This is a genomic window from Peribacillus sp. YIM B13472 (assembly GCF_042788005.1).
GTDB classification, from domain to species: Bacteria; Bacillota; Bacilli; order Bacillales; family DSM-1321; genus Peribacillus; species Peribacillus simplex_E.
In genome coordinates, this window is sequence record NZ_JBHZPG010000018.1 from 23,345 (window position 1) to 40,189 (window position 16,845).

Here is a 16,845-nt window from a genome sequence, read left to right on the forward strand (position 1 = left end):
GGACAAATTGACTTCATCGGCGACACCCCCTTAAGAGACAGTAAGGGAAACCATCATCCTCCTCCGTAATTAATGGGAGCAAATGAGTTCCTGTCAGACTGCAGTCCCCCCTCCTCATTCGAAAAATTGAAAGGCGGGGGGTTTTACAGACCGTTTAATGCAGGATGAAAGTTTATGAATAGATCCAATGGACACTTCCTCAATCCTTTGTTTGAAAAGTCTTTGCGATGTTTTTGTATTCCTCATCATTGAGAATGCCCATTTTTTTGAATAATGCGGAATATGCGATTATTTTTTTCTGCGTACGGTTTGTACAATTCATATGGTTCAGCTCCTTTTTTACATAGTATTCACTTACGACAAAATGTTTCCTTAATACAAAATATTTCGAATGAACTAAATCAAAAAATTGCTCAATTTCCCTGCAGTTTCATATTGTTATAGGTGATTAAAATAAGACCAGTATATATAAATTCAAGTAATGAATAATCATCTATTTTTTTAATAACAACGAAATGCAATCCGAAACATCTTGAAGTGGTTGGCAGTTTTTATACGTTAATGAACGCGTAACCGCTCCCTCCAGCATTAAACTGATGACCTCGCCAATTTATTGGCTTGTTCCGTTTGAAAACCGTATTATGGTTTAAGAAGATGCGAAGAAATTGAAAAAACTGCATACTTTCTTCATATTTTTTCGCTAAACTGACTTTATTCTATAAGAAGGTGAATGCTCCTGAAAATCTCATTTAAGCTCGGACTATCTATATTTGTTTGCATTTTTTTGATGGAAACCGTTTCCATGGTTTACTTGCATAATAAAGTGATACATTCCCGTGTCAATCAGGAATTGGATTCACTGAAGGCCCGTGGCAATAGTCATCGTGATGTGTTGGAAATTACGTATTCCGGCTCAACCCTTCAGCATATCGGCCTGATGGAATCACATACCGATACAGATGTCGTGATTACGGATACAAGAGGAGATATTCTGATATCTTCCGAAATGGTAAATGGGGGAATGAAAAAAATCTTAGCTAAAAACCTCCCGCAGGTACCCCGAAAAGGTCTGATCATCCAATCGAGTTGGAAGGATGAAAGATATATAGCCACCGTTTCGCCTTTTATCAGCCATAAAGAAAACAAAGGCTTTGTTTATATGTTCAAAGATACAAGAGATGTGGAGGATTTAATTGCACAATTGAATAGGCATTTCCTTCTTGCGACTGCGTTGCTCCTTTTCTTCATGCTTGTCACCATTTATTTTCTATCAAAGGCTTTGACTAGACCACTGATAGCGATGAAGGAAGCGACAACCAAGCTCAGCAAAGGGAATTTTTCAGTGGCTGTGCCAGTACGATCTCATGATGAACTTGGGGAGCTTGCCCAATCCATTCAAAGCTTGGCTGATGAATTGAACTATTTAAAAAAGGAACGCAATGAATTTTTGGCAAGTATTTCTCATGAACTGCGCACGCCGCTAACTTATATAAAGGGATATGCTGATGTTGCCCGACGGAAAGATTTGGAAGATTCCGAACGATCACGATACTTAGAGATCATCCATGATGAATCCGACCGATTAAACAGATTATTGGACGAACTATTCAATATGGCTAGAATGGATCTAAATACATTCACCATATCAAAAGAAACCGTCCAGCTCTCTTCATTCCTGCGAAACATTCACGAAAAAGTTTTACCGGCTTTTACAAATGAAAGAATTCAATTGAATCTGGAATGTAAGGATGATTTATTTATAGATATAGATCCCTCACGGTTTGAGCAAGTCATTCTTAACCTGCTGGATAATGCGCTGAAGTACTCGAACGAATATACAGTCACCACCATCAAAGCCACAGAATGCCTTGGCAAGATTTCCATCTCCATAATCGATCAAGGGGTTGGCATTCCCCCTGAAGATATCCCCCATATCTTTGATCGTTTATATCGTGTCGAGAAATCACGCGCCAGAGATACCGGTGGATTCGGATTGGGGCTCTCCATCGTCAAGCAATTAGTGGAGATACAAGGAGGAACCATTTCGGTTAAAAGCAACTTGAGACAAGGAACGTGCTTCACTATCACATTTAAGGAGATAACAAATGAAGACAGTAGTTCTGGTTGATGATGAACAGAGAATGCTTGATCTATTAGAGCTATACATTACACCTCACGGATATACATGCATGAAGATTAAATCTGGATATGAAGCCATACAGTTCTTAAGGAATAAACATGCGGACATAGTACTTCTTGATGTAATGATGCCTGAGATGGATGGGTGGGAAACGTGCGAAAGGATCCGTGCGTTTTCCAATATTCCCATAATCATGCTCACAGCCCGGGATGCTGCACAAGAAATGGTGAAAGGGTTGAAAAAGGGCGCAGACGATTATATTACGAAACCCTTTAATGAAGATGTTTTACTTGCCAGAATCGAAGCGGTCACGCGGCGAGTGCATAAACAGAATGATCATGTGATCTTTAGGGGGCTAAAATTAAATGAATCCGCTTATGAAGCACATTATGATACCAAAACAATCCCATTAACACCAAAAGAGTTCTCACTGTTGTGCTTGTTTTTAAAATCCCCAGATCAAGTGTATTCCAGAGACCACCTCCTTTCGACCATATGGGGATTTAAAACGGATACGGAAGATCGGACAATCGATTCCCATATTCGAAATATTAGGGAGAAATTGCGTCATGCCGGTTTTCCAGCAGATCAACATTTGAAAACGGTCTGGGGCATCGGATATAAATGGAGTTCCGTGGATTGATATGAATTTCATTTCTGAGGCATTACTATCCAGCGGCCCTTTTTCCATTGCTGTAAGTTTAGCATTCAATATATTGATTAGCGTGCTTGGTTTTATTCCAAGCGTATTCATCACGGCTGCCAATATTACCGTATTTGGGTTTGAAAAGGGATTGATCCTTTCTTACACGGGGGAAATTGCCGGAGCAGTGGTCAGCTTTTGGTTATATCGAAAGGGCTTTCAAACATTCAAACCCAAGTTCATGAAGAACCGGTGGGTCATGAAGCTGCAAAAGACACAAGGATTTCATGCATTTTGGATGATCCTGATGCTTAGGCTCCTTCCTTTTATTCCATCGGGCGTAATCAACCTTACAGCAGCATTAAGCAAGACGGGAATGATGATTTTCTTTCTCGCGACATCCATTGGAAAACTGCCTGCCCTCCTTGTCGAAGCGTATTCGGTAACACAAGTATTGAAGGCATCGGACGATGTAAGGATTGTTTTGGCACTGTTGATTTTGGTAATCGCAGTCGTTTATTACTTTAATAGAAATAAGAAAAAAGGAAGGTAGTAAAAAGGCTTCTCTACTTTCAGGTAAATTGGTAGGGATTTTCTTTTTAACCCTACAATTGATAAGGAGCCGTTCCCCCTTGGTCTCCAAGGGTTAGGCGGATGCGACCTTTTCTTTCCACGAAGCATTACCCCATTATATCGTGATAAGATATTCGACGAGTTCGTTGTTTAATATATCCCTGTGCTGCGAACGGTTTCGAAACCTTTTTTCTGCTCCGCCTTTTCATTAAAATAACAAAAGGAAGACACCGCGATGGATGGGTCGAAATGCTTTCCTTTTTGTTCGTTTATGAAAGATAATGCCCGCTCCACTGACCAGGAATCTTTATACGGCCTTCTGCTGGTCAATGCATCAACACATCCACAATGGCAACTATTCTAGCTTCCAATGGGATGTCCTCACCTTTCAAACGATGTGGATATCCAGTTCCATCCCATTTTCCATGATGATGGAGGAGGATGTTTTCAGCCACTTCCAGGCTGCTGATCACATCATTGTTTATTTCCCTTGAAATCTTATTCAAAATATCGGATCCCATTAACGGATGCATCTCGATGATTTTTCGTTCATATGGAGATAACGGGCCAGGTTTGTATAATATCCCCTCAGGAATCTCCGCTTTCCCGATATCATGTAGAATACTTGAATGAACGATATGATTCATATAGCTTTTATAGATAGTTCCAGCTGGCATCTTCGATTATGAACCATAACTAGCTGCTCGGTTAGGTTTTGAACTCTCAATAAATGCTCTTCAATGCCTGGATCACGGATTTCGCATGAAATGGCGAGGACCTTCAACAATTCCCGAGTCTCTGCCCTTTTCTTTTCCGAAAGGTAAATCCCTTCTGTCTCTTTGTTTCACTTTTCTCATTCTCACGGCTCACTCCGTTCATGATCAAAATTCTCAACATATAGGCTAAATGAACTACATCCGGATGATAAGGTATATAATACCATACAAGTTTTAGATACAATAGTTGCTAAGCAATGTTTTGTGTGTAATTGATAGACTACAGTTTCTGTCTGCACCACGTATCAGCCTCCGCATTCCTTTTAAGCTTAATTATTTCATGACGAAGGGTAAATCGGTTCATTTCTGCGAATGTTACACTTATATAATGAGATAATGCCTATACTATCTTCCTGTTTTCTGGAAAAAAGAATGAAAAAATTGTGTTTTAATGAGTAATTCCTTTATAATGCGCATTAGATGATTTTTTAGCATTGAATACGAGAGGAGACTGAAATATGAAGAAACTATTGTACCCAATCATCATTGGATTATTGGCAGTTGTTCTAACGGCTTGTGGTTCGAACGATGAAGCTGATAAGAAGAATGACGAAAAAGAGAATAAAACAACTGAGAAAGAAACGGCTAAAGCAACTGAGGAACAGCAAAAACAGATGGAAGAAATGCAGAAGAAACTAGACAAGCAAAAGGTGGATGAAAAGAAAACGGTGGCCATCGTCAATGACGAAAAAATTTCAGGTGCGGAATATAATACCGTGTTGTCTACCACACAAACGCAAATGCAGCAATTAGGACAAGACCCAACAACCAAGGAGGGCGCCAAACAAATTAAAGAGCAAACGCTCAACTCTTTAGTGGGGCAAAAATTGCTGCTTCAAGCAGCTGATAAAAAGGGCTACACAGCTTCCAAGGCCGAAATTGAAAAGCAACTTGCCGAAATCAAAAAGCCATATGAGAGTGAAGAGAAATTCAAGGAAGCGCTGAAGCAAGCAGGTCTGAATTCGGAAACGCTGAATGCTCAGATTGCAGAGAACATCCCGTATACGAAGTACGTTGAAAAAGAGATTAAAGTGGAAGAAGCAACTGATGAAGAAATCCAAAAGTATTACGACCAGGTTGCAGAGCAAGCTAAAACAAGCGGGCAGAAGGTACAGAAACTCGAAGAAATGAAGCCGCAAATCAAGAAACAACTAGAGCAGCAAAAGAAACAAGAAAAGCTTGTGAAGCATGTAGAAGAACTTCAGAAAAATGCTAAGGTCGATATTAAGATTTAACGAAGAAAAGAGCTGCCAAAATTGGCAGCTCTATCTTTATGGCCTTTGGTCCGCCTACTAAACGCATTAACCGTTTTACATCCTAAAATCATGTTTAAGGTCGCTCCGGTATTGCAGGATCATAACCAGACGTGCGATCTCTTAACAACAACTGCTACCGCACTCCGCTCACGGCTTTTCAATTTTATTTATTCTCCCGTTTTAGAAAAACGTGCAATTCTTTCACCAATTTCATCACGAACACGTTGGAAGGCAGCCCACCTTTCTTCATCTGTTCCTTCCGCTTTTGCCGGGTCATCAAAGCCCCAATGTCCACGCTCAACATGCGGTGGCGTCATTGGACATTTGTCTGCCGCATCACCACATAACGTAACGACAAAATCAGCATTATTCAATATGTCAGGGTCGATGATATCCGATGTTTGATTGGAGATGTCCAATCCAACTTCATTCATTGCTTTTACAGCTTTTGGATTTAACCCATGGGCCTCGATTCCTGCACTAAGCACTTGCCATTCGTTACCTAAATATTTCTTCCCCCACGCCTCTGCCATTTGACTTCTGCAAGAGTTACCAGTACATAAGAAGTATAGTGTTTTTTTAGCCATGCTGTTTCTCTCCTTAGTTAGTAAAGTAAGTGTTTAATGCATGATTTGTAACCATATATATAGGCCGATTAATGTGATGAACAATGTTGGGATCGTTAAGATGATTCCCGTTTTGAAGTAGGTTCCCCATGAGATTTTCACGCCTTTTAAAGAAAGGACATGCAGCCACAATAATGTCGCCAAAGAACCGATCGGTGTAATTTTCGGTCCCAAGTCCGAACCGATGACATTTGCATAAATAAGGGCCTCCCTGATTGCCCCTGTTGTATGGGTGTCAGATATGGCAAGGGCATCAATCATAACGGTTGGCAGGTTATTCATAAGTGATGACAGAATGGCGGCGATGAAGCCCATTCCCATCGTTGCGGCAAACAATCCTTGATCAGCGGTAACTTGAATCAAATCCGTTAATACAGTCGTCAATCCAACATTTCTCAGGCTGTAAACCACTACATACATACCAATAGAGAAAAAGACGATTGCCCATGGTGCGCCTTTAATAACGTTTTTCGTATTGACCGCTGGACTCCTTCTAGCCATCAAGAGGAAGAAAATAGAGACAATGCCTGCAATGATGGATACAGGAACCTCAATAAACTCACTTGTAAAATAACCAACCAGCAATATTCCTAATACGATCCCGGACAGCCTAAACATTCTTAGGTCTTGAATGGCTTCCGCTGGTCTTTTAAGCTGTGATACATCGTAATTTTTCGGTATGCTTTTACGGAAAAATAAATATAAAACCAAGACGCTAGCTACAAATGCAAAGATGTCCGGTACAATCATTCTTAAAGCAAACTCGGCAAAACCGATATTGAAAAAGTCTGCAGATACAATGTTTACAAGGTTACTCACCACCAAAGGAAGTGAGGTTGTATCAGCAATGAACCCACTGGCGATGATAAACGGGAAAATCATTTTATCACTAAATTTCAAGGCACGTACCATTGCCAATACTATTGGTGTAAGGATGAGAGCAGCTCCGTCGTTTGCAAAAAAAGCAGCCACAAGAGCACCGAGGATACTTACATAGACAAACATCCTTACTCCATTTCCCTTGGCCGCCCTAGCCATATGCAGTGCTGCCCATTCAAAAAATCCTATCTCATCCAAAATAAGCGAGATGATGATGATGGCGATGAAGGTGAGTGTTGCGTTCCATACTATCGATGTCACGTCTATGACATCAGAAAAATCCACGACGCCAACAAGTAAGGCCAAAACCCCACCGCCACAAGCTGACCATCCAATCGACAATCCCTTTGGCTGCCAGATGACGAGAATGAGTGTTAATAAAAAGATGATAACTGCCAAAATAACCGATCCCACTGAAGTTGTACCTCCTAGTTAGTCACAACAAATCCGTTTTCCTTGTGCTGTTAATTCTTCTAATTTAAAGTTTTGACTTGGTAAGTCCTTGATGACCGTCTGAATGAATGAGTAATGGGAAGAAGACGGGTTTAACGAGTAAAAAATCCATTGTCCCCTCCTTGCTTCATTCACGATTCCGCTATCTTTCAACTTTCGTAAATGTTGGCTGATAGCCGGCTGGCTCATCTCGAATAGGTCCACAAATTCACAGACACAGCATTCGTGCTCAGCCATGATCTTAACCATGGTCAAACGAGTTTTATCACCTAGTAATTTAAGAATGTTTGCCCTGGTTTCTAAATCCAACGCTTCATTCGTTTGCATTTCATCCCTCCTGGCACAATCAAATAAATAAGAATATGCTTATACGATAATTCAATATCATTGTATAAGCATATTCTTATATAATCAAGGTTTAAATATTCAACTAAATAATTTTCAATTTTAGTCTGCTAAAAGATGGTTTTAAATAACTCCGACTACGGAGAACCTAGCCTGCACGCCCCCTCGACTAGTGTGTTGAAATCTTATCCATAGGCTCTGTTTAGGGGTGTTATTGATTTTCTTTATGAACTAAGCGGGCAGGTTAGTCTAAAATGTTTAACAACGCCTATCCAAAAGTACTTTAATACTGCATCCCCCAAACGCATCAATATAAAGCAGAAAAAACTGCCGAGTGATCGGCAGTTTTTTCTGCTTTATAAATATTTTCGGTGAATACCTTTTCCATCATAGGAAAACAGGACTTCTTTTCCTTCTATGACTGATTCCATATGAACGGAGCGGCCCCAGAGCTGATGGATATATGGCATGACTTTTTCGAGGTACTTCAGATCCAGTTCAATATCTTCATACCAATGTTTTAGATAAAGTTCCCCATTGCGCATGAAGTCCCCATCATTTACTGTGATATAGGGGAAACCGCCGTTAACCCTCATACTCACGAGTTGATCACGAACATGTTCCCATGCCTTATCGACGACTTTATAATCCTTGCCCTGCTTTTGGAATAAGTACATATCCTCCCTCATGACCAGATCTTTCGTTAAATAATTGCGGAGAAAGGAAATATCCGATTCGATTTCCCTGACTTCGAACATCTTTTCCCGGCCAGATCCAGGCTTGACGCCCAGCTTGATCATTTCTTCAGTTGGATTATCATAGCGTTCTTCAATATCTTCAAGCACTTTCAATCCAAGATAATAAGGATTGATGCTGGTCCGTGATGGCTGAACGACGCCTGCGTTCAGTTTTGCGAATTCAATGGCTTCCCCTGAGGATAGATCCAATTCACGTATTATGCGCTGATGCCAGTAGGATGCCCAGCCTTCGTTCATGATTTTCGTTTCCAGCTGCGGCCAGAAATACAGCATCTCTTCCCTGATCATCGTCATGATATCCCGTTGCCAATCGGTTAAATCCCTGCTGTACTGTTCTATGAAAAGCATAATATCCTTTTCAGGCCTTGGCGGGAATTTTTTTCTCTTTTTAATATTCGATTGCTTCGGTTTATCCTTATTATCAAGGTTCCATAAATCATCGTATTGTGTGGCTGACGGTTTTATTTCCTCTTCTTCTTCCTCATCTTCCATCGTCCAGGCAAGTCTCGGTCTCATCAGCGACGGATCGATATGTTCTTCAATGGCTAAAAGTGCATCGAGAAAGGTTTCCACTTCCTTTTTGCCATGCAGGATTTCATATTCACGGATTCTTTCTGCCGTTGCCGACATACTTTCCACCATATCTCTCTTAGTATTATTGAAACGTATATTATTCTTAAAGAAATCACAATGCGCCAAAACGTGGGCAACAATCAATTTATTTTGTACAAGTGAATTGGAGTCCAGCAGAAAAGCGTAACAAGGATCAGAGTTAATGACCAGTTCATAGATCTTACTTAATCCAAAGTCGTACTGCAGCTTCATTTTATGAAATTGCTTACCAAAGCTCCAATGAGAAAAACGGGTCGGCATCCCATAGGCACCAAATGTATAAATGATTTCTGAAGGGCAAATTTCATAACGCATCGGGTAAAAATCCAACCCGAACCCAGTTGCTATTTCTGTAATTTCACTAATGGCATATTCCAGAGCCTTTTGCTCCGCTTCATTCATCCGATATCCCCCTTGTCTTCCGCCTTTAAACTAATGTATGAAAAAAAGAAGGAAAAATGCCGTGATCATGAGTAAAGGTCCTCGATAACAGAAAAAAACACCTCCATGAAGAAGATGTCAGGCCAAATGTTTCATGCAGTTATGCACTCAATCCTATTGATATTAAAATTCCGCTAATTCCGTATTCACAGCCTCTTTTTTCGTTTTTGAACGGATCCAGGAAATGATGAGCGCTGCTATGATTACAAAACCTAAATATCCTGTGATTGGGTATACCGTCCCAACCAATTCAATAAATCCAACGAGACTTGCAAGGAAAGCGAGGATCCCGACCATGATCACGGATATTTTAAAGCGTTTCGTTTCGGCAGGCACCAACCTGGCGGTGAATGCATACAGCATCCCGACAGCGGTATTATAAATCATTCCTAAAAGGATGATTGATAGGAGATATCCCAACCATGGAGAAATCTGATTCGCTAAATGAAGGGTAGGCATACCTGAGCCTTCTATGCCCTTCAAGTCGGACATCATCCCCATATTGATCAAGAATAGCAAGATCCCCAATCCGATACCTCCTAGAATCCCTCCCATACCAGCCTCTTTCTTACTCTTGAAGGTACCTCCCATTACGGCTAGCATGGCAATTCCGGCAGTCATATTATATGAAACATAAAGTAATGAACCCATCATCCAATTTCCGGTTGCAGCCGTTCCTTTACTTGAAGATGAAATGATTTGGTTGAAACTTAGATCGGATGTAAAAAATGAATAGCCTGAAATAATGATCATGATAACAAATAAAAACGGTGTTACGGCACTTATGATGGACATTATTTTGTTAACATTAAGTAAAAGAGTACCAATCGTAAGCACCGTCATGACGATTGCACCAACTATACTTGGAATCCCGAATTGTTCTTCAAAAATCGTTCCGGAACCGGCAATCATGATGACTGTAACGCCAAACAAGAAAAATGTGATAATAATATCGACCACCCTGCCTATATAGCGGCCACAAATATGATCGATGATGCTTTTATGGGAGCGTGTTTGGAGAGTGCTCCCCAATTGAGTAACTTGCATGCCTAAAAACGCGAATAAAGCTGTTGCCACCAAAATTCCCAATACACTGTAGATTCCAAAACTTGTGAAGAACTGTAATACTTCTTGTCCTGAAGCGAAACCTGCTCCAATGATGATTCCAATATATGCACCTGCAAGATTTACACTGTTTTTCATATCACAAACCACCTTAATTATATGATTATTCTGACAATTAAAGTTAAAAGAAATGTCTTCCCTTTCATCATCACCCTGTTCTTCAATCCCCTCCCTGCTTCAAGTTAACGGACCGAAGCCCATGAAGCTGGGAGGCTCTTTTATTTACAACTCTTGTACATTTATCATTTGGTATATCTTTTACTATAGGAAGTGAATTCATCGACCGCAGCGTAATCGACTTCATAGCCAATGCCTGCCGCCTTTGGAACGGTTATGACTCCATCTTCCACTGTAACCTCCGGTTGGATGATGTCTTTATGCCAATAATTCGCGGATGCTGCCGTATCACCAGGCATCGTGAAGTTATCAAGTGTTGTCAATGCGATATTATGGGCACGACCCACACCAGATTCCAACATGCCTCCGCACCAAACCGGTACATTCCTTTCTTTACATAATTCGTGTATTTTCATTGCTTCCGTTAAACCGCCAACCCTGCCGATCTTAATATTAATGATTTTACAGCTTCCCAATTCAAGGGCTTTTCTTGCATCTTCCACGGAATGTATACTTTCATCCAAGCAAATCGGTGTTTTGATTTCCGCTTGTAATGTGGCATGATCGACAATATCATCTGATGACAAAGGCTGCTCGATCATCATTAAATCAAATTGATCAAGTTGTTTCAATAATTCGATGTCTTTCAGGCGGTAAGCGGAGTTTGCATCTGCCATGATCGGGACATCGGGATATCGATTGCGCACTTCCCTGATTACATCTACATCCCAACCTGGTTGGATTTTCATTTTTATTCTTTTATACCCATCCTTCAATCCTGCTTCTATCTTCGCCAGTAATTCAGGTACCGTTTTTTGGATGCCGATACTGATCCCAACATCGATTTTTTCCAATTCCCCGCCTAAAGCCATACTTAATGGGATATTATTTTCTTTTGCGTATAAATCCCAGATGGCTCCCTCGATTGCCGATTTTGCCATATTATTCTTACGAATATGCGAGAACATATCCGATACATCACGGGGATGCTCTATTTCTTTATCCAATACAAGCGGTATCAGGAAATCCTCCAGCATGGTCCAATTGGTTTTTATGGTTTCTTCGTTATACCAAGGTGCTGAAAACGCCACGGATTCAGCCCAACCTGAAAGCCCCTCTCCATTTTTCACTTCCACAAGAATGAACTCCTTATCCACAAACGTTCCAAAGCTTGTTGTAAAGGGAGCTACCAAATCCATATTTAGATGACGTAAACGCACTTCTGTTATTTTCATCCCGATTCCCCTCTTATTCTTGTTTTTTTAATAAATAGTTTTGAATATTTTCACCTTGTTCCCGTTCAATCCCGGCTGCAACATATCCTTTGGCAAAAAGCGTTTTGAATAATTCACCGGTTTTTAACCGCCAATCAATCGCAAGGCTGAGATCAGCTTTTTTGATTTGTTGAATATCTGTCGGAATGGGTATGGCGATCACCTCTGCATTGGTTTCAAAATGATAATCCTTGATGTAAGGAAAGCCTTGGTCATTCATTCCTGTCGTTACGATGGATATGGCTTTATCTGGAAGCAGTGTCTCTTCCTTTGCTTCCTGCCGTATATTCCATTCCACCATGAATCGATCAGTGGACAATCCTTCATTGAGGGTATCCTTCATATTTCCATAACAATCATCCATATATGTAGAACAAACAGCGTTTAGCTTACCGATGTTCAAGTTTGCATTCACACTTTCCAATGGATCATACGTCCATGTGATCAAGTCGTAACCTTTTTTGAGTGCTTCTTCTTTTTGTGCAAGTTTAAGTAATCTGCCGTAGCCCTTCTTTTGATGGGCAGGATGGATTGCTAACATATGTGAACAAAGATATACCTTTCCGTCCTTGAATCCCGGGAAACTGTATTGAAACCCGACTAACTGACCATTGATGTAGCCGCCTAAAACAAGCCCGCCGTTTTTGACTGCCGTAATCGTCTGATGAATGGGAACGCAATCCATGCCCCATACAAGAACTTCCAATCGCTGCACTTCTTGTAAATCCTCTAGTGTTGATAGGGATTTAATGATTAATTCATCAGTCATGCAAGTGTCCCCCCTCCCCATATTTCTCGAAAGTCAGTATGATGGCTTTGGTCAGGATTTCAATCCCCGAAAACAAAGCATCTTTGTTGAACGTCATGTTCGGATGATGGAGCCCTGGCGCCAAATCACAGCCCAATCCAAGCATCGTCGCTTTGAGTTCAGGTCTTTTCAACGTATAAAAATGAAAATCCTCTCCTCCTGTCGTAATGACAGGCGCTACCAGATTTTCTTCCCCGAGTGTATCGGCTATCGCTTCAGACATTATTTCCTGGGCTTGATCGTTCACGGTTGCTGCAGCAACACAGGTTCCCGGTTCGAGTTTCACTTCGACTCCATGGACAATGGCCAAGGATTCTGCAACCTTTTCCACCTTTTTGGTGAGCTCTTTCATCACTGCATTATCCTGTGCCCGTAAATCCAATGAAAAAGTGGCTCTCCCAGGGATGATATTGGAACTTTCGCCGCCAGCAAAAAACTGCGTCATTTTTACGGAATAAGGGATGGACGGATTGAGATGGATTCCATTTAACAAAGTGATGAATGCCGCTCCTATCTCGATGGCATTCTGCCCTTGATGCGGTCTGGCACCATGCGCATCAGTTCCCGCTATTTCACCTTTAATGAACTGAGCGGCACCATGGACAATGGCTGGCGCCGCTTGCCCACCCTTCACTTCCTCAACCGGTCTTAAGTGCACACCATAAAGGAAATCGACATTATCCAATACTTTTTCTTCAATCATCTTCAAGGCGCCCGTACCTTTTTCTTCAGCAGGTTGGAAAATGAATTTCAGCTTGCCTCTTGGGCGAAAGCCCATTTCCTTCAATACAAGGAATACTCCAAGTGCCAAGGTCATATGACCATCGTGTCCACAGGAATGATTGGCTTGAAACGTCCCTTGCACCTCCTGCCAAAGTGCATCGATATCCGATCGTAATCCGACCGTGAAATCCCCATCCCCGATTTCGCCAACCACACCTGTACAGTCCTCGAATGTTTTCACCGTACACTGATTTTCCTTTAAAATATTTGAAATGAAAGCTGTCGTATTCACTTCATTCCAACTCGTTTCAGGATGTGCGTGTAAATGGTCAAAGATATCGAGTATACGAGGCCTTAATTTTTCGATAGATTGTGTGATATCCATTTCTGTCTCCCCCTTGTATCCCGGTTTAATCGGCTTGTTCACCGAACTGATGGAAATTTAATCTCAAAAGAAAAATTCATCTTGATTGAATGCATCATATATAGCTTTTCTTTCTTTGAAACCCTGTTCTTCCTTAATCGATACACCAGCTACTAAACTATTCAATAATGAGAATAACACCGGTGCCGTATCGATAGTGGAAGTCCTTGGTGTTGAAATGGGCAATAATATGTCAGCGTATTCAGCAATTGGAGCCAGTTCAGAATCCGTAACACCAATTACAAACGCACCCGCTTTTTTGGCCATTTCCGTTATTTTCACAGTCTCTTTAACATAGCGGTGAAATGAAATGGCTACAAAAACGGAATTTTCAGTCATTTTATCCAACAGTAAAAATATATCATCAGTATCAGGCCGATATAAATGAACCTCTTCCCTAACAAGCCTCAGCGTAAAGGTTAACCAATGTGCTGCCGAAAATGATAACCGGTGTCCGGAAATCAAAACATTGTCAGCTGCCGCCAATTTATCAACTGTTTTGGAGAAATCTTCATTTGATAAATTTTTCATTGTCTTTTCGATGCTGATGATATCTTGCCCCATCACCTGGGCCATGAAGTTTGGCTGATTCGCGGCTTCAAGTTTTGAAGAATGATATTCATTCAAACTGCTGCTCTCGTATATCAACTGATTGCGAATAAGTTTTTGAAGTTCCGCATATCCACTTAACCCCAATGAATAGCAAAAGCGGATGATGGTCGTTTCACTCACCCCTATATCTTTTCCGAGCTTTTGAGCTGAAGTGACTGCAAATGTATGTGAATGCACTAACAAGTATTTTGCTACCTTTTTTTGACCAGTGGATAAACTAGGGAATACTTCTTTAACTTTTTGCTGTAAATCCATAAAACATCCCCTCTGAAGCAAGATATGAATCCAATACTTTTTATATGCCAATATGAAGTTTTCACTTCATCAATAATAGAGAGTATTTTATCACGGTACTTTCAATAAAACAATAATATTCTGAATTTTTAATAAAAATGAGGGGCAATATCATTCAATCACACAAAAAAACCACGAAGATGGACTCCGTGATTTCAGTTAGGCGACAAAATGATGTTCGGAGTCCGAATAGTGAGTGAAGGTCAAAAAAATTCGTGAACAGTCGAATACAGTGCCTCAACGGCCCAAGACAGTGCAGCGGACTCCGATCTTTATGGTTTTTTACTGTAATCCTCATTGGATTGAAGAAATTTGCGACACTCCTGCCGAATTACTGGCTAGCCGAGACACCACAGGCGCTTGCTTTGATGCGGCTTGGCAGACAGTCGGCGAAAAGGGAGCGGATTTCCGAAATCAACTGAACTTTTCAAATAAAAAACTGCAGGCAAACTTGAGTTTTCATAGAGTTTGCCTACAGTCCGAAACCACGAAGATGGACTCCGTGGTTTTTCTTAATCTTATTTTTTATGACGCTTAGCATAGCCACAGCGTTTACATAATTCTTCAACTGCACATCTTCTTGAAAAACCATCGTACATATTTTTCGCCCGTTCACCATTTAAAATGTCTTCAAGTGATGTTTCGAATATATTTCCGAGTGGTATTTTCCCTTCACTATCCAAGCAACAAGGTACCACTGTACCATCCACCAAGATGCCTAACTGATCTCTAAGGGCATAGCAGAAAATATTTTCATCGATAATGTCACGGTCCAATTCCGGCCACTCGAATTTTTCAGCCATGTTTATATAAACCCGGTCCTTCAACTTAATATTATTCTTTTGCTGAAGAGCTTCACTTAAGCGAATGTCCAATGAAAGCTTCTCCTCCAGCATGCTAAGAATATCGTCGTTCAGGCCATTACTCGCTTTTAATTCAGCCGTATCCATATTCCATAAACGGATGGCACAAATCACTTCACTTTTTTCATTTGCTTCATTTATGAAATCGGCAATATTACTGACATAAGAATCAAGACTATTGCTCGTATCGTTTGCCTCAAAGCTATGAAGTGAAATATTCACCTGCCGAAGGGCTTTTTTGGAGAGCAGCTTGTCTTTGACCTTTTGAATCAAAGTACCGTTTGTTGTAATATTAACCTTCAGGTCATTTTCAGCACTGATATCCAGGAATGTACCCAAATTTTTATTTAAAAATGGTTCACCCATCAGATGAAAATAAATATGATCGGTGTGTGGTTTGATTTTCTTGATTACATCGGTAAACCCTTCAGGATCCATGAATTTCAGGGTCCTTTGCAAGCTGGAACTTGGACAAAAATTACACTTCAAATTACATATATTCGTAATTTCCACATAAACTTTCTTAAACTTTCTCATTTTCTAATACCCCTACAATCAAGCTTATTGTTTCAATCTGATACTAACTATACTGGTTAGCTACTCATAAATGCAATGAAAACTTCGTGGCAGCTGAACGGATGTGAATCACTTTCCATTGGCAACTAATCCGGTATCCACCATTTTCCGGACACTATAAAAGAAATCAGAAAAAAACATCTTCTCGAGGTGAAGATGTCCGGTAAGATGCATACCTTGAATTTTCGGTTTGTTCTGAGCTCACTTTCCTTTTTGCTCCGTGACCTTCAAACTAAGTAATTTTTCATTTTTCAAATCATGTTGTACGGTCACGATGACATTGAACTGCTGACCTTTATCATCGACCAAAAATCTGAAATCGTCTTCGACGAGATTTTTCGATACAGTTTTTCTTCCTTTATATTTGTAATCGTTAATCTCAACTTCAGGATAATCTGCCTGCAAAACTGTAATTGCAATCTTTCCGTATTTTTCGTAATCGGGTTTTTGGGCCTGTGCTGAAATGGCCCCTGCTTGTATGATCAAGAAAATCCCCATTAGCATCACGATGACTTTTTTCAAAATCT

At 40.6% G+C, this 16,845-nt stretch carries 17 protein-coding genes; 5 read left to right on the forward strand and 12 right to left on the reverse strand.

All coding sequences use genetic code 11. The features are described 5' to 3' along the window. Positions 1–802 precede the first annotated feature (802 nt). From ACFX4I_RS15015 to ACFX4I_RS15025, 3 genes are read left to right on the forward strand one after another with little or no spacing between them, the layout of a single operon-like run. Positions 803–2,128 carry a HAMP domain-containing sensor histidine kinase gene (locus ACFX4I_RS15015; protein ID WP_377421553.1) on the forward strand — a complete coding sequence of 442 codons (1,326 nt, stop codon included), beginning with the start codon at positions 803–805 and terminating at the stop codon, positions 2,126–2,128. After that, on the forward strand, positions 2,106–2,783 hold the full coding sequence (locus tag ACFX4I_RS15020) for a response regulator transcription factor (RefSeq protein ID WP_230303090.1): 678 nt from the start codon (positions 2,106–2,108) through the stop codon (positions 2,781–2,783). Before ACFX4I_RS15015 ends, ACFX4I_RS15020 begins: the two co-directional genes overlap by 23 nt. A 1-nt stretch (position 2,784) precedes the next feature. Further along, the gene (locus ACFX4I_RS15025) at positions 2,785–3,336 is read left to right on the forward strand and encodes a TVP38/TMEM64 family protein (RefSeq protein ID WP_377421555.1); all 552 of its coding nucleotides are present in this window, start codon (positions 2,785–2,787) and stop codon (positions 3,334–3,336) included. Positions 3,337–3,682: 346 nt separating this feature from the next. Here ACFX4I_RS15025 and ACFX4I_RS15035 read toward each other — a convergent pair whose 3' ends face one another. Beyond that, a complete protein-coding gene (locus ACFX4I_RS15035) occupies positions 3,683–4,033 on the reverse strand; it encodes an HD-GYP domain-containing protein (protein WP_230303088.1) in 351 nt (116 codons plus the stop codon). Positions 4,034–4,590: 557 nt separating this feature from the next. On the opposite strand from ACFX4I_RS15035, the gene ACFX4I_RS15040 reads away from it, so the two are divergent. Continuing rightward, positions 4,591–5,367: a SurA N-terminal domain-containing protein gene (locus ACFX4I_RS15040; protein WP_377421558.1), complete on the forward strand. Its 777-nt coding sequence runs from the start codon at positions 4,591–4,593 to the stop codon at positions 5,365–5,367. A gap of 188 nt (positions 5,368–5,555) precedes the next feature. Here the strand turns inward: ACFX4I_RS15040 and arsC are convergent, their stop codons facing one another. From arsC to ACFX4I_RS15085, 9 genes are all read right to left on the reverse strand, one after another. Next, entirely contained in the window at positions 5,556–5,975 is a 420-nt protein-coding gene (gene arsC, locus ACFX4I_RS15045; RefSeq protein ID WP_230303086.1) for an arsenate reductase (thioredoxin), read from the reverse strand. Between the two features lie 33 nt (positions 5,976–6,008). After that, positions 6,009–7,307 (reverse strand): arsenic transporter, encoded by a 1,299-nt coding sequence (locus tag ACFX4I_RS15050; RefSeq protein ID WP_230303085.1) that lies wholly within the window; start codon positions 7,305–7,307, stop codon positions 6,009–6,011. Positions 7,308–7,325: 18 nt separating this feature from the next. Continuing rightward, on the reverse strand, positions 7,326–7,673 hold the full coding sequence (locus ACFX4I_RS15055; RefSeq protein ID WP_230303084.1) for an ArsR/SmtB family transcription factor: 348 nt from the start codon (positions 7,671–7,673) through the stop codon (positions 7,326–7,328). Between the two features lie 374 nt (positions 7,674–8,047). Then, entirely contained in the window at positions 8,048–9,463 is a 1,416-nt protein-coding gene (locus tag ACFX4I_RS15060) for a SpoVR family protein (protein ID WP_377421561.1), read from the reverse strand. Positions 9,464–9,625: 162 nt separating this feature from the next. After that, a complete protein-coding gene (locus ACFX4I_RS15065) occupies positions 9,626–10,705 on the reverse strand; it encodes a YkvI family membrane protein (protein WP_230301650.1) in 1,080 nt (359 codons plus the stop codon). Between the two features lie 164 nt (positions 10,706–10,869). After that, positions 10,870–11,979: an o-succinylbenzoate synthase gene (gene menC, locus ACFX4I_RS15070; protein ID WP_098373340.1), complete on the reverse strand. Its 1,110-nt coding sequence runs from the start codon at positions 11,977–11,979 to the stop codon at positions 10,870–10,872. A gap of 13 nt (positions 11,980–11,992) precedes the next feature. Beyond that, on the reverse strand, positions 11,993–12,787 hold the full coding sequence (locus ACFX4I_RS15075; protein ID WP_309519502.1) for a GNAT family N-acetyltransferase: 795 nt from the start codon (positions 12,785–12,787) through the stop codon (positions 11,993–11,995). Next, positions 12,780–13,934: a M20 peptidase aminoacylase family protein gene (locus ACFX4I_RS15080; protein WP_377421563.1), complete on the reverse strand. Its 1,155-nt coding sequence runs from the start codon at positions 13,932–13,934 to the stop codon at positions 12,780–12,782. The genes ACFX4I_RS15075 and ACFX4I_RS15080 overlap by 8 nt, the downstream gene beginning before the upstream one ends. 63 nt (positions 13,935–13,997) lie before the next feature. Then, positions 13,998–14,840: a MurR/RpiR family transcriptional regulator gene (locus ACFX4I_RS15085; RefSeq protein WP_230301654.1), complete on the reverse strand. Its 843-nt coding sequence runs from the start codon at positions 14,838–14,840 to the stop codon at positions 13,998–14,000. A 254-nt stretch (positions 14,841–15,094) separates the two neighbouring features. On the opposite strand from ACFX4I_RS15085, the gene ACFX4I_RS15090 reads away from it, so the two are divergent. Continuing rightward, positions 15,095–15,301 carry a hypothetical protein gene (locus ACFX4I_RS15090; RefSeq protein WP_230301655.1) on the forward strand — a complete coding sequence of 69 codons (207 nt, stop codon included), beginning with the start codon at positions 15,095–15,097 and terminating at the stop codon, positions 15,299–15,301. Positions 15,302–15,397: 96 nt separating this feature from the next. Here ACFX4I_RS15090 and ACFX4I_RS15095 read toward each other — a convergent pair whose 3' ends face one another. Then, positions 15,398–16,279, reverse strand: a complete 882-nt coding sequence (locus tag ACFX4I_RS15095) for a radical SAM/SPASM domain-containing protein (protein ID WP_076367611.1) — start codon at positions 16,277–16,279, stop codon at positions 15,398–15,400. A 240-nt stretch (positions 16,280–16,519) separates the two neighbouring features. Continuing rightward, positions 16,520–16,840 carry a DUF3889 domain-containing protein gene (locus ACFX4I_RS15100; RefSeq protein ID WP_377421566.1) on the reverse strand — a complete coding sequence of 107 codons (321 nt, stop codon included), beginning with the start codon at positions 16,838–16,840 and terminating at the stop codon, positions 16,520–16,522. Between the last annotated feature and the right edge of the window lie 5 nt (positions 16,841–16,845).